The organism is Exiguobacterium artemiae (genome assembly GCF_033342815.1).
Lineage (GTDB): Bacteria > Bacillota > Bacilli > Exiguobacteriales > Exiguobacteriaceae > Exiguobacterium_A > Exiguobacterium_A artemiae_A.
This window is the reverse complement of the sequence record NZ_JAWPEN010000012.1, coordinates 22,064-36,136: the sequence shown is the minus strand read 5'-3', so window position 1 is coordinate 36,136 and position 14,073 is coordinate 22,064. Positions and strand designations below refer to the sequence as shown.

At 45.3% G+C, this 14,073-nt stretch carries 15 protein-coding genes; 2 read left to right on the top strand and 13 right to left on the bottom strand.

Annotated features, from left to right (window positions below; translation table 11 throughout):
* Positions 1-3 precede the first annotated feature (3 nt).
* A complete protein-coding gene (locus tag R7V76_RS11710; protein ID WP_318092636.1) occupies positions 4-384 on the top strand; it encodes a truncated hemoglobin in 381 nt (126 codons plus the stop codon).
* A gap of 59 nt (positions 385-443) precedes the next feature.
* Positions 444-785, top strand: coding sequence for a hypothetical protein (locus tag R7V76_RS11705; protein ID WP_012369632.1), 342 nt, complete (start codon positions 444-446; stop codon positions 783-785).
* A 100-nt stretch (positions 786-885) separates the two neighbouring features.
* On the opposite strand, the gene R7V76_RS11700 is transcribed toward R7V76_RS11705, so the two are convergent.
* The 13 genes from R7V76_RS11700 to glpK form a co-directional block, all read right to left on the bottom strand.
* On the bottom strand, positions 886-1,296 hold the full coding sequence (locus R7V76_RS11700; RefSeq protein ID WP_214765630.1) for a hypothetical protein: 411 nt from the start codon (positions 1,294-1,296) through the stop codon (positions 886-888).
* A gap of 103 nt (positions 1,297-1,399) precedes the next feature.
* The gene (locus R7V76_RS11695; protein ID WP_318092633.1) at positions 1,400-1,885 is read right to left on the bottom strand and encodes a competence protein ComK; all 486 of its coding nucleotides are present in this window, start codon (positions 1,883-1,885) and stop codon (positions 1,400-1,402) included.
* 119 nt (positions 1,886-2,004) lie between these two features.
* The gene (locus R7V76_RS11690) at positions 2,005-3,378 is read right to left on the bottom strand and encodes a sensor histidine kinase (RefSeq protein WP_318092631.1); all 1,374 of its coding nucleotides are present in this window, start codon (positions 3,376-3,378) and stop codon (positions 2,005-2,007) included.
* On the bottom strand, positions 3,375-4,040 hold the full coding sequence (locus R7V76_RS11685) for a response regulator transcription factor (RefSeq protein WP_012369628.1): 666 nt from the start codon (positions 4,038-4,040) through the stop codon (positions 3,375-3,377). Before R7V76_RS11685 ends, R7V76_RS11690 begins: the two co-directional genes overlap by 4 nt.
* 125 nt (positions 4,041-4,165) lie before the next feature.
* Complete coding sequence (locus R7V76_RS11680) at positions 4,166-4,321, bottom strand: hypothetical protein (protein ID WP_318092628.1); 156 nt, start codon at positions 4,319-4,321, stop codon at positions 4,166-4,168.
* A 97-nt stretch (positions 4,322-4,418) separates the two neighbouring features.
* Positions 4,419-4,853 carry a methylglyoxal synthase gene (locus R7V76_RS11675; RefSeq protein ID WP_012369626.1) on the bottom strand — a complete coding sequence of 145 codons (435 nt, stop codon included), beginning with the start codon at positions 4,851-4,853 and terminating at the stop codon, positions 4,419-4,421.
* Positions 4,854-4,928: 75 nt separating this feature from the next.
* Positions 4,929-6,473, bottom strand: a complete 1,545-nt coding sequence (locus R7V76_RS11670) for a fatty acid--CoA ligase family protein (protein ID WP_318092687.1) — start codon at positions 6,471-6,473, stop codon at positions 4,929-4,931.
* 124 nt (positions 6,474-6,597) lie between these two features.
* On the bottom strand, positions 6,598-7,485 hold the full coding sequence (locus R7V76_RS11665) for an SDR family oxidoreductase (protein WP_012369624.1): 888 nt from the start codon (positions 7,483-7,485) through the stop codon (positions 6,598-6,600).
* 51 nt (positions 7,486-7,536) lie between these two features.
* Positions 7,537-8,526, bottom strand: coding sequence for a lipoate--protein ligase (locus tag R7V76_RS11660; protein ID WP_318092626.1), 990 nt, complete (start codon positions 8,524-8,526; stop codon positions 7,537-7,539).
* A 30-nt stretch (positions 8,527-8,556) separates the two neighbouring features.
* Positions 8,557-9,240 carry a DsbA family oxidoreductase gene (locus tag R7V76_RS11655; protein ID WP_318092624.1) on the bottom strand — a complete coding sequence of 228 codons (684 nt, stop codon included), beginning with the start codon at positions 9,238-9,240 and terminating at the stop codon, positions 8,557-8,559.
* A gap of 202 nt (positions 9,241-9,442) precedes the next feature.
* A protein-coding gene (locus R7V76_RS11650) for an IS3 family transposase (RefSeq protein ID WP_318092623.1) occupies positions 9,443-10,605 on the bottom strand; the annotation gives its coding sequence in 2 pieces (ribosomal slippage) (positions 9,443-10,329 and positions 10,329-10,605; 1,164 coding nt in all).
* Positions 10,606-10,760: 155 nt separating this feature from the next.
* A complete protein-coding gene (locus tag R7V76_RS11645) occupies positions 10,761-12,416 on the bottom strand; it encodes a glycerol-3-phosphate dehydrogenase/oxidase (protein WP_318092622.1) in 1,656 nt (551 codons plus the stop codon).
* Positions 12,417-12,550: 134 nt separating this feature from the next.
* Positions 12,551-14,041, bottom strand: a complete 1,491-nt coding sequence (gene glpK / locus R7V76_RS11640; RefSeq protein WP_290829954.1) for a glycerol kinase GlpK — start codon at positions 14,039-14,041, stop codon at positions 12,551-12,553.
* Positions 14,042-14,073 lie beyond the last annotated feature (32 nt).

The window sequence follows — 14,073 nt, the reverse complement described above, 5'->3', positions numbered from 1 at the left end:
GACATGCTTTATGAAGACCTTGGTCAAAAACAAGCAATCGAACAGCTCGTCGCACGCTTCTATGAGCGTGTGTATGCAGATCATCTTCTTCGTCCTTTATTCCCCTCCGACCGCCGGCACGTTGAACAGGCTCAAACACGATTTTTAATTCAACTGACAGGTGGTCCGAAACAATATGATTCGTATGATGAACGAATGAATCTCGCCATGATTCATCGTCTTTTGCCCATCAAAGAAATGCATGCCATCCGGTGGATTGAACTGATGACGATGACCATCGAAGAGACCATTTCTGATCCAGGTGCCGCGACACGTTTAATCGAACGCTTACGAATCGGTGCCTTCAATGTTCTCCGGATTTGTGATGCTCATCAGAACGGATAAGGGATTTTTCTTTCTCATCGGTACATTTCAAGGTAAAATAAAAATTGGAGGCGATAACCATGACTGAAGAACAAGATAAAAAGAGTGAATTAGTAAAAAGCGCACTCGAACAGGCTGAAGCAGCCAAAGCGACAGAAGAACCTGTCGAAGAAGAAAAGTCAGACGAACAAAAACGCTTAGAACACATACGGGCACTCGTGACGCTCGAACGTGGCTCTGATTATTACCGGGTTGTCTTCTATGACGATCATAAACATTTGATTTTCAAAGAACTGGATTATGACCGGGTTGAATTTGTCGGCCGATTCTACAATGACAGTTTTGATCCGACAAACCAAACAGAACTGGAAGAAATCTCTGAGAAGGCGCTTGCGACATCGATTCGCAAACGTTTCTTGTAAGAGCTGCCCTCTTCCTCATATAAAAGCCGTGTCATCCTCATGTATTCATGGGGAGAGCACGGCTTTTGCTGTAGGCAGACAATACGTCGTCTGCTTCAGATTATAGTTGTTCTTTTGTATTTCGTTTTTTACGGCGCATGACGTAAGCAAGCACTCCGCCGGCAACGGCCAGTCCTGTTGCTGCTAAGACAGGTAAAAGAACTTTTTTCGACGTTAATTTTTGTTTTACTTGCTCCAAACGGGATTCCGTCACTTCTTTTTGGGCAACCGACGCACGACGATTGATTGTCATATGTTTTGCAGCATCTGTTACGACGATTCGTTTCGTCACCCAGCGTCGATTTCCTGACTCGTCGACGACAAGCTGACGGGCACGTTTAATTCCCTTGATCCGTTTCCCCGGTGTATTTTCCGGTCGGACGATACGTGAACTGATGAAACGACGTCCGCCGTTGACACCAAATCCGGGTTGTAATTTTCGTCGGTTTAACCATTCGTATGATTCATTCATTGTGCAGCGGTCTTTCGACCGCTTCACCTCCCTTTAATTCTCTCTCTCGCACTTTACTGTTTATTCGCTGTGTTAAGTAGTGATTCCTGTTAGAATGTTCCACTTATCGCGCATTATTAAACGTCATCGGCCGTTCTTCCTGAAATCTCCGTTGCATTTCATACGCCAGTTCCAACGTCTTGATCCGTTGTCGTTCGATACTGTAGGCCGAGGCATCGGTATCAATCCGTTGTCCTGTTTGAAACTCCACTTGAACAGTATTCCCCTTTTTTTGAACAGTCTTCATCTGTTTAAAGTTGATCCAAATACATTCCGCCTTCTCTTTTGCGGTCGTCGGGAAGAAAATCGTTTGCGCCTTCCAATCAATCAAAACGGGTGTCTTTCGATTCGGTCCCAGGATATGTCGAGCCGCTTCGATTCTTCCGCGCATCGATGAACCAAAATATAAACAGGATTCTTCAATCAGCTTAATCGGATGGCCTTCTAACACGACTTCCGACTGTTCTTGAATAAGTAAGGTTTGCGGTTCCCCGTATGGACCATATTTCGGTACGAGGGCCAATGTTTCTTCTGTAATTTTATGTCGCATCCTGATTTCTCCCTTCTTGTATTAGTATCGTTATATCAAATTCCACATGACTTCGTTTGGATGTTCTCATTATTTCCCAAAATAAAAAACGAGATATGACTATCTCGTTTTTTAAGATCTTATTTTTTTCCGGACGATTCTTCCTGAAAATGTCGTGGAAAATTAAATTTCACACAAACTTTATTTTGTTCATTTCCCGCAATGAGATTTTCAATCGTCACTTCTCCTTCATGCCGTTCGACAATCCGTTTGACGATATATAATCCAAGACCAAACTTCCCTTCTTTTCCGCGTGAAAATTGATGGAACAGCGGGGAAGAAGCTTCTAACGGCGGACCGTCATTCAGGATTTCAACAGTGGCCGTCTGCCCGGTACCGGAAAGGCGAATTTCAATGGTCGACTCCGCATAACGAATCGCATTATCCAGCACATTTTCCAGTGCTACACGCAATTGTTCCCCTTCCCCTAACACGATGCCCGCTTCGCCGGTGATCTTCCACGTTAAGGCTTTTGTACCCACAAACCGTTTTTGAAGCAGGTGAACCATCCGGTCCAGATCGACATGATCCCATGTTGAACGATCCAGTTCAAAATAATCCAGTTTCGTTACATACAACAAAGCCGCTACTTTTTTCTCCAGGCGTTCCGCTTCCTCTTCGATGACGGAAACAGAACCTGTCAAATCACCGTCCGGATAAATTCCGTCCGAAATCGACTGGGCGTAACTGCGAATGACCATGATCGGTGTTTTCAAATCATGTGAGATATTTTGAAGCAGGGATTTTTGCGCTTTATCCTGTTTTTCCAAATCCATTCGCATCGCATCGACTGACCGGGCCAATCGTCCGATTTCATCACCGCGATCAAGAGGAAGAGGCGTATCCCACTTCTGTGCCGCTATCTTGCCAACCGCCCGCTCAATCTCGATTAAAGGATGGGTCAATCGTCTGGCGAGCCAAAAAGCGATGAACAAAGTCAGGATACTGACAATTGCGACCACCCAACCGATTTTCGAAAATAACTGGGTAATCAGTTCCTGGCGATATGCATCCCAGACGTACGAAACACGGTAATAGGTCTCGCCTTTAATCTCCATCTTTAAAATGCTGTAGTAGACATCCTCTTTATCCAGACGCGTCGTATATTTTTGCATTTCTTTTTCCTGGTCAATCGCATCACGGTACATTTGATTGACCAGCTGTTGCGGTGCCCCGCCATAATATAATTTTCCATTTTTGGATAACAATAAGACATTGACAGAGCGTGATTCCTGTTTCCGTCGATCGAATTCAATCGGATTGTCTTGTAACATCTCGATGACAGAGGCATCTTCCGAGAAAAAGACTTCACTGTTTTCTAACGTCGCATACACTTGCTCATCGATGAAATTACCAATCGATGAGCGCATGACGACTAATATGACAATGGAGAGTGTTGCAATGACCAACAGGAACATCGCCCAGATTTGAAAACCTAGACTGCGGTTTTTCATGCAGCCACCAGACGGTATCCAATCCCGTAAATGGTTTCAAGTTCCAATTTGGAAAGTTTTTTTCGGACCCGTCGGACAAGGTCATCGACGACACGATCCGATCCAAAATAATCATCGCCCCAGACGCTCACTAAAATTTGTTCCCGCGACATCGGTGTCCCGATTTGTGTGGCAAACAAAATTAATAAATCATATTCTTTTGAGGTCAAATCAATCTCTTGACCATTTTCTTCGATAATTCGTTTTTCCGGATAAATCGTATAGTCTCCATATCGGATGAGACCGGTTTTAGGAGTTGCATACGCACGCGCTAAAATCTTCTTCACACGAATGACCAATTCCCGCGGCAAAAACGGTTTTGCGATGTAATCGTCCGACCCCATCTCCAGTCCGATGATTTTATCGATGTCTTCATCCCGGGCCGAGATAAAGATGACCGGTGTCGTTTCGTCATGCGCTTTAATCCGTTTGATCAACTGGAATCCGTCGAGATCCGGTAACATGATATCAAGGATCCATAAATCAGGTTTTTCGATGATGGCGGATGCTGCCGCTTCCCCGGACGTAAACGATTTTACTTGCCAGCCTTCCTGTTCCAAATACTTGACCAAGACGCGGTTCAAGTTCACTTCATCGTCAACTAAATAAATCGTATGCATCATCATCACTCCTGCTTAAGTTCTTTTTTTCAGTGTAACAAAGGATTTCCGCAGAATTATGGGAGAATCTAAAATTGTACAAAAAAACGCTCTTTTCTGACGAAAAGAGCGGCGTACGTTAGACTTAATTATTTTACAAGACGCAACGATGGGTATGTCGCACGTTCTACCTGTGTTTTTGTATTTGCCGATACATGACGGCGTTCCGTTTTCACGATGTGTGTTAGGAACGTGGCACCGCCACCAAGTAAGACGGTTACACCAGCCATTAAAATAATCTCCATTGTTTTCGCCACCCTTTTCTATCGCAATTGATAATCAGTATCATCCTCAAATTGACTATATCATGCCTGATAGAAAATGAGAAGCATTCTCAGAGAATCAATCGGTTAAAAATTTCCGCTGTTCTTCTTCATGACGTTTCCGGATGATTTCCCGCCACTGAAACTCTCCCTGTTCCAGTCCGTTAATCAAAATTTCAGCGGTTCCGACATTTGTTGCAAGCGGTAGATCGTAAACATCACATAACCGGATCAAAGCCGATACGTCCGGTTCATGGGGTTGGGCGGTCAGTGGGTCCCGCAAAAAAATGACGATATCAATTTCTCCACGGGCAACCATCGCCCCGATTTCCTGATCGCCGCCGAGCGGTCCCGACTTGCAGCGGTGGACCGTCAATGCGGTCGCCTCCATGATCCGTTGCCCTGTCGTACCCGTGGCATACAAGGTATTTTTGGCAAAGTAGGCTTCATATGCCCGTGTAAACATCATCATCTCGTCTTTTTTCTCATCGTGTGCAATTAAGGCAATATTCATTTACTCTCCCCCTCTTTATCTATATGCACACAAAAAGAACTTCAGAAACCTGAAGTTCTTTTTTCTACAGTAGATTTACGAATTGGTCGGTTGTTTTTTCAAAACAGTCCGCAAAATCTTACCGGTCGTATTTCGCGGCAGTTGATCAATGAATTCAATCCGCGTTGGACATTTATACTTGGCAAGTGAAACGGCACAGAAGTCCATGATTTCCGATTCGGTCAATGGTTCGCGTACGACAACAAACGCTTTGACTGCTTCTCCCATTTCTTCGTCCGGTACACCGATGACGGCTGCTTCGACGACTTTCGGATGCTGGTACAATACTTCCTCGACTTCACGCGGATAGACATTATAACCGCCAACGATGATCATATCTTTTTTCCGGTCGACGATATAGAAGTAACCATCCTCGTCCTGTCTCGCCAAGTCACCGGTATAGAGCCAGCCTTCTTTTAACGTCGCTTGGGTTTCTTCCGGCATTTTGTAATAACCCGTCATGATGTTTGGTCCACGGACAATCAGTTCCCCGACTTGTCCGACCGGAACTTCCTGCCCGAGTTCATCTACAACTTTATTTTCAACATTCACGATCGAAGGGCCGATCGAGCCCGGCTTTTGCACGCCGTCGAGCGGATTAAAACAGGTGACGGGAGAAGCTTCTGACAGACCATATCCTTCAAGGATATGGCAGTTAAAGGTTTGATCAAAGGATTGAAGCAGCGGAACCGGCAGACTTGCTCCACCCGATACGAATAAGCGGATCGATTCAAATGCACTCGTATATTCCGGATGCGCCTTAACCGTCTGCAATAGGAAATTATACATGGTCGGTACACCGGCAAAAATCGTCACCTGTTCCTTTTTCGCCAATTCAAATGTCTCCTGAGGCGAAAAACGCGAAGCGATGATAATGGTTGCGCCGTGTGCAAGCGATGCATTGACGACGACCGTCAGACAAAAGACATGGAACATCGGTAAGACAGCGAGTGTCCGGTCCTGTTCCGAGACATTTAAGTACTCGCCGATGGAACGGGCATTCGAAGTCAGGTTCCGATGTGATAACATCGCTCCTTTTGGTTTTCCTGTCGTTCCGCTCGTATACAGAATGACGGCTGTCTCATCCATTTCATACGTTACTTCCTCGATCGGATGTTCAATCTCCAACCAACGTTCAAGCGTCGTGAATTGAACAGTTCCAAGCTGTTCTTCCGGACCGACTTGACCGTTAAACGGAACGGACACGACGACGGCAAGATGCGGTAAATGAATCAACCGCTCTTTTGCCGCTTCGACAAGCGGTGCAATTCCGAGAATCCCTTTGACATCCCCGTTCATCAGAATATAACCGAGCTCATCCGGTGTATACGTTGGATTGATCGGTATCGCAATTGCCCCTTGCTTCATCACGGCATAATATCCGATTAAAAAAGCCGGACTGTTTCCAAGGATTAGAGCAACGTGATCTCCTTTTCGAATTCCATGTGATTCGAGTGCTCCGGCTGCCCGGTGAAACTTCTCAACAAATTCACGATAACTGACTGCGACATCTTCAAATACGTAGGCGATGCTGTCCGGACGTTGCCGAGCCGTTTCTTCCACCGAATGAATCAATCCCATCATAACTAGCTTCCCCCTCCGAATGAATAACCGTTCATTTTTAGCGCAAAAAAATCCATACATGACGTGTCCGCCTGTATGGATAGTGTAGCATTTTATGGAAACGTTTTCACGCTCTTTCTTTTTAACCGTTGACGATGACGCCGCCGTTCAGATGCAAGACTTGACCTGTCATATAGCTTGAGTCGTTACAAGCCAAGAAGACGTAAGCGGAAGCCATTTCTGCCGGTTGTCCGGGACGATCCATCGGTGTGTTTTTACCAAACGTTTTGACGGATTCATCCGGGAACGTATCTGTGATCAACGGAGTCCAAATCGGACCCGGGGCAACCGCATTAACACGAATTCCTTGTTTGGCAAGGTTCATCGACAGACTACGCGTAAAGCTGACGATGGCTCCTTTGGTCGACGAATAATCGATTAACAGGGAGTTTCCTTCGTATGCTGTCGAAGACGTCGTATTGATGATGGCTGATCCGAGCGTCAAGTGAGGTAAGGCCGCTCGTGCTAAACGCATCATTCCAAAAATATTTGTTTTGAATGTTTTTTCCATAGACTCATCTGTGATGTCGAGCAACGAATCCTCCGGTTTTTGCATACTAGCATTGTTGACGACGATATCAAGACGACCAAAACGGTCAATCGTTTTTTTGACCAGTTCTTCACAATATGCACCGTCGCCGATGTCTCCTTGTGAAAGTAACACTTCGCCACCGAGTTCTTCGAGACGGGCTTTTGTTTCTTCCGCGCCTTCTTGATCACCATAAAACGCGATGACGATTTTAGCACCTTCTAATGTATAGGCAATCGAGATGGCACGGCCGATGCCTGAATTACCACCCGTTACGATTGCGACTTTGCCTTTTAATTTCCCGGCAGCGCGGTAATCGTCCCGCTCGTAATACGGCAATGGTTGTTGATCTTCCGTTTTTGGTAAGCCTTCCGAAACTTTTTCAAAATTGATGAAGTCGTTTAATGTACCCTCTAAAAAGTTGTCTTTATTGTAGCCCATGAAAAAAGCTCCCCCTATGCAAGTTGATAGAGAGAGTTTTCCCAAAAAAGCTTATGCTAAAACGTCAAGCACTTCGTCCAGTTCAACGGCACCGAAATATTTCTTTAATTCGTACTGACTCAGGACTTCACGTAACGAAGACCGGTCATACCGTTTTCCTTCGAGTGCCCGAGCAATTTCCTCGGCATCCTCGACACCAAAGAAATCGCCGTAAATTTTCGCTTCTTCGATGACTCCCTTTTTCACATTCAAGCGGAAATCAATTGTTCCGATTGGGAATCGTTTTTTATGAATCACATCAAACTTCGGTGATTTGCCGAAATTCCAATCCCAGTTCCCATAACGTTCCGCTGAAATCGCATGAACTTTTGCCCAGTCTTCGTCCGTTAAGACGTACCGTTCCATCTCTTTTCCTTCATAAATTGATTCAAGGAGATGTTCGACGAATTCATCCATCGTCAACGGTTCTGTCAAAAATTCAGAGATGTTCGCGACCCGGCTGCGAACCGATTTGATACCTTTTGAACGCATTTTTTCTTCACTGACGACTAAAGCATTAACGACTTCCTCAATGTTCGAATCAAGCATCAATGTACCGTGGCTGAACATCCGGCCTTTGGTCGTAAACTGGGCATTCCCACTGATTTTTCGTGTCCCGACATGGATGTCATTGCGACCTGATAGTTCTGCTTCGACTCCGAGTTTGTGTAATGCTTGCACAACCGGTTCCGTGAACTTTTTATAGTTGTTGAACGAATCGCCGTCATCTTTCGTCAAAAAGCTGAAATTTAAGTTACCGTGGTCATGATAAACGGCACCACCACCGGACAAACGACGAACGACATGAATGCCGTTTTCTTCAACATATTTTAAGTTGACTTCCTCATTCGTGTTTTGATTTTTCCCAACGATAATGGATGGACCGTTGATATAAAACAAGAAATAATCTTCTTCATTGACGTTCAGATTATTTAAGATGAAGTCCTCGACAGCAAGATTGATCCGTGCGTCGTGAATATCAGGATGGAAAATGAATTTCATAAGTTTCATGTGCTCCTTTAACAATCAAATTTAGTTACAGCCGTCGACTCCGCAGGCGTCACCTTCAGCTATGATTTCCACTTTTTGTTCTTGTTGTATCCGGTCCAATACTTGGCTGAATGCTTCAACAGGCTGTGCTCCTGAAATCGCATATTTCCGGTCAAATACGAAAAACGGTACACCCGTCACACCGAGTTCACGGGCCATGTCTTCTTCTTGGCGCACTTCATTGGAAGACTCGTCAGATGCGAGGAAGGCTTCAACAGTTACAGGATCCAGTCCGACCGTAGTTGCGATTCGCGTCAAGATCGAATCATCGTTTAAGTTCTCACCGTTCATGAAGTAAGCCTGGAATAACTCTTCTGATACCTCGTTCATTTTATCATGCTTTTTAGCAAGTTGAGTCAGGCGGTGAGCTTTAAATGTATTGGCAGGAACAACACGGTCCATATCATAAAAGAGACCATCCGTTTTCGCGGCATCCACGACGCCTTGCGACATCGATCGGGCTTGGTCGACAGATGTTCCGTACTTCGATGCTAAAATCTCGTACAATCCCATTGTTGGTGTTTCCGGTGCTGACGGATCAAGTTCAAAACTTTTAAATTCCACCTCGACGTTTGTCACTCCATTCTCCTGAATGGCTTTTTCCAAGCGTTTCTTACCGATATAACAAAACGGGCAGGCATAGTCTGACCAAACTTCAACTTTCATCTTGTTTCCTCTCCTTCATGTAGTGATCATGTACATTTAGCATAATCGTCCGGACGTTTGCTTGCAATGAATCTGATTTCAATGATCAGCAAAGCGGAGCTGACTCAAAAAGGAGTCGCGTGACGCGGTTAATTTTTTTTTAAAACAAAAGAAGGGTGACTAGACTGACCTAGCGATATGAGACACATATAAAACACCTTGATTAGGCTGCCAGTACACCGTATTTTTTCGGTGTCAGGTAGCCTAATTTTTCTTGGATTCGTTCTTCGTTATAGTAATTTAAGTAATTGATAACGCGCTCAGAGACCTCCTGGTCTCTTAACGAATTAAATTTGACGTACTGAAACTCCTCAGACTTTAAATTGGAGTGGAACGATTCGATGACCGCGTTGTCCCAACAGTTTCCTCTCCGAGACATGCTGCTTGTTAGATGGTTCCTCTTAACGAATTCTTGAAAGGCGTATGACGTATAGACACTTCCTTGGTCCGAATGAAGGATGACCCCCTCGGGGTGATTACGATTCTCTAATGCTAGTTTCAACGTATCGACGACGAGAGGCGTCTGTTGGTGATCATATAACTTGTAGGCAACGATTTCGTTATTGAAAAGATCGATGATGGTGGAAAGATATTTCGTCGTACTGCCGTATTGAATATAGGTAATATCCGTTACCCACTTCTGATTCGGTTTACTTGCTGTGAAATCGCGCTGAAGAAGATCAGGTGCCGTTATGATGCGTTCACCTTGAGACTTCCATCTTCGTTTCGGCTTGATCCGACATTGGAGATGGTGTTTTTGCATGATTTTCTGTACGGTATTCCGATTGGCTTTCAACTGATAGATTTGCTGTAATAATGCCTTTATTTTTCGATGTCCATTCCGATACTTCGTCTGCTTACTTAGTTCGATGATGGCTTTTTCGAGCACCGAAGGTGCTCCCACAGCTCCTTTAATCCAACGGTAATAGCTTGCTCTTGATACATTCAAAGTGCTCAGAATGGCGGTGATTGTATACTTTCCCCGAAGACACTCTACAATTTTTATGACTACTTCTTTCTCAACTCTCTTTCGATCTCCATGTACTTTTTTAAGATCTCGTTTTCCATCTTCAGATGAGACATTTGTCGCTCTCTCTTGTCATCCTCACTCGCAGAATCTGGACCATGTCCATAGGTATACTGTTTTCCGATTGGTTGATCAAACCGATAGAGTTCATTAGACCGATACCATCTCATCCATGTTTCGACTTGCGATTTGTTTTTGATTCCGTACTTCTCCATGATCTCTTTCGTCGTTAACTCACCACTCAGTTTTTCTTTGACTACTGCCCATTTCACTTCACTTGAATATACGTTTTTGCCCATGCAAAAACACCTCCGATGTTAGTACTTTTTAAAAGTGTACCACTCCGAAGGTGTTTTATATTGTCTCAAAATTTTAGGTTAGCCCAGACAGAATTAGAATCTGCCACCCTTTTCTTTGGAGAGACTGACTGTTGAGTCAGCCTCATGTTTGATATTTACTCTGTGACGAGCGCGTGCGCCGCATCTTCAATTTCAATCTCGAGTTCTTTTGTATACTCTGCTGTTTGAGCACCTGTCCAGTTCAAGTGACGAGCCATCTCTTTGATGACGGCTTCTTTGTGCTGACGTGCCCATGCAATATCAAAGAAGACTGCGCCGGTCCGACGGATGAAGAAGTCAATTGGACGGGCTACCATCTCGTGGTTGATACCGTAATGGAGTTGTGCGTAAACATCACGCGGTAATTCTGTTTCCGCCGCATCATACTCTGCTGCATATTCCAAAACAACCGGTACGTTTGAACCGTAGCGTTTCGCAAGGAACAAGACTTCTTCCGACGTTAATCCGTTTGCCGGTGCTTGTGATTTCAAGAACTTCGCGTATCCGGCTGCTCCTCCGACATGACCGCCTGAAATCGGCATGTTTTTTGTTGCACAACGGGCATACGCGACATTTTCTTCTTTTTTAAGAAGTTTTGCGACGAGATCGACGACATGCTCACCCATTTTACGGTAGCCGGTCAGTTTTCCGCCGGCGATTGTAATTAAACCGGATTCAGACTGCCATACTTCGTCTTTCCGCGAAATTTCAGATGGATCTTTTCCTTGTTCGTAAATCAACGGACGAACACCGGCCCAGCTCGATTCTACGTCTTCTGCTGTTACTTTAACATTAGGGAACATATAATGAATCGCGTCTAAGACGTAGTCCTGGTCTTCGACTGTAAACTTCGGATGCGATGTATCTTTGTCGAAGAACGTATCCGTTGTTCCGACGTATGCTTTTCCGTCACGCGGAATTGCGAAGATCATCCGACCGTCCGGTGTATCGAAGTAAACGGCTTGTTTTAACGGGAATTTTGACTGATCGATGACGACGTGAACCCCTTTTGTCAAACGGAGTTGTTTTCCGACTTTCGAACCGTCTTTTTCACGCAATTCATCGACCCAAGGACCCGTTGCATTAACGACTTTTTTCGCACGAATTTCATGAACGTCCCCTGTCGCGAGATCCGTCACGCGCATCCCGACGACTTTTCCGTTTTCATACAGAATTTCTTCCGCTTTCGTGTAGTTGATGACACGTGCTCCGTGCGCAACGGCTTCTTTCATGACTTCAATCGTCAAACGGGCATCATCTGTCCGGTACTCGACGTAATAACCGCCGCCTTTTAGACCATCCTGTTTCACGAGCGGCTCTTTCGCCAATGTTTCTTTTGCCGACAACATCGAACGCCATTCCGAACGTTTGACGCCTGCTAAGAAGTCATACACCCGTAATCCAATTGACGTACTGAACGGTCCGAATGTACCGCCTTTATGCATCGGTAACAACATCCATTCCGGTGTCGTAACGTGTGGTCCGTTCTCATACACAATCGCCCGTTCTTTCCCAACCTCAGCGACCATTTGGATTTCAAATTGTTTTAAATAACGTAAACCACCATGCACCAATTTCGTTGAACGGCTTGACGTTCCGGCTGCGAAGTCCTGCATTTCAACGAGTCCAATCTTCATGCCACGTGACGCGGCATCAAGAGCGATTCCTGCTCCCGTGATTCCTCCACCTACGACAAGTAGATCAAGTTCTTCACGCGTTAATCGATTGTAGACCTCTGCACGGTTTTTGCTTGAAAATGGTTGGTTTGCCATGAATAGTTCCTCCTGTTTTGGGTTCGAAAAAAAAGAGACCACAACAAACAGACTGACGGTGTCAACTGTTGCTGTGGTCTCTCCATATTCTCCGACCGGTTTATTAACTTGTCTTGACTATAACATATGTCACATCATTTAAACAACATTGCCGCTTGAACTGCTTTTTTCCATCCAGCGTAAAGATCTTCGCTTTCTGCTTCCGCCATGTTCATCTCAAAACGACGATCCATCTTCCAATGTGCCGCGATTTGTTCTTGATTTTCAAAGAATCCGACTGCAAGACCTGCAAGGTACGCTGCTCCGAGAGCCGTCGTCTCATTAATTTCCGGACGTTCGACCGGTGCCTGGATGATATCACTCTGGAATTGCATGAGGAAATCATTTTTGACAGCACCACCGTCGACACGCAAAGCAGACATTTCGATTCCGGAATCCTGCTCCATCGCCGTCAAGACGTCACGCGTCTGATAAGCCAGTGATTCAAGTGTCGCCCGGATGAAGTGTTCTTTTTCCGTTCCGCGCGTCAGACCGAAGACTGCACCACGAACATCGCTGTCCCAGTAAGGTGTTCCGAGACCGACAAAAGCAGGCACGACGTAGACGCCGTCTGACGATGTCACACGTGTCGCGTAAGCTTCTGTTTCCTTCGCATCATTAATGAGACGAAGACCGTCCCGCAACCATTGAATCGCTGAACCGGCGACAAAAATACTGCCTTCGAGCGCATACTGGACTTTACCATCGATGCCCCATGCGATTGTCGTCAGAAGACCGTGTTCCGATGTCACAGCTTTATCACCTGTGTTCAGCAACATAAAGCATCCCGTTCCGTATGTGTTTTTCGCCATTCCTTTTTCGAAACAAGCTTGACCGAATAACGCAGCCTGTTGATCTCCGGCAGCTCCGGCAATCGGAACCGATTCACCGAAGAAGTGATAGCCAGCTGTATGGGCATAAACTTCAGAAGACGGACGGACTTCAGGAAGCATCGCTTTCGGAACATCGAGAAGCTGAAGTAATTCGTCATCCCATTTCAGTTCATGGATGTTATACATCAACGTCCGGCTGGCATTGGAATAATCCGTGACATGGGCTTTACCGCCTGATAACTTCCAAATCAGCCATGTATCAATTGTTCCAAACAACAGTTCACCACGTTCTGCCCGTTCCCGTGAACCTTCAACGTGATCCAAAATCCACTTGACCTTTGTTCCAGAGAAATAGGCATCAATCAATAAACCTGTTTTTGCCCGGAATAATTCGGCATGACCGGCACTTCGCAACTCGTCACAAATCTCAGCTGTTTGTCTCGATTGCCAGACAACTGCATTATGAATCGGCTTTCCTGTCTCTTTTTCCCAGACGACCGCTGTTTCCCGTTGGTTCGTGATTCCGATCCCGGCGATTTGGGTCGCTTTGACGTTAGCTTCCGTCAAACAGGTTGCAACAACAGCAAGGACACTTCCCCAAATTTCATTGGCATTGTGTTCAACCCAACCTGGTTTTGGAAAGTATTGCGTAAACTCACGTTGTGCGGAATGAACGATTTCTCCGGCACGGTTGAATAAAATCGCCCGTGTACTCGTTGTTCCTTGATCTAATGACAAAATGTAGTTCTCCATCTCTTCCCCATCCTTTGTATCTAGTAAGTTAA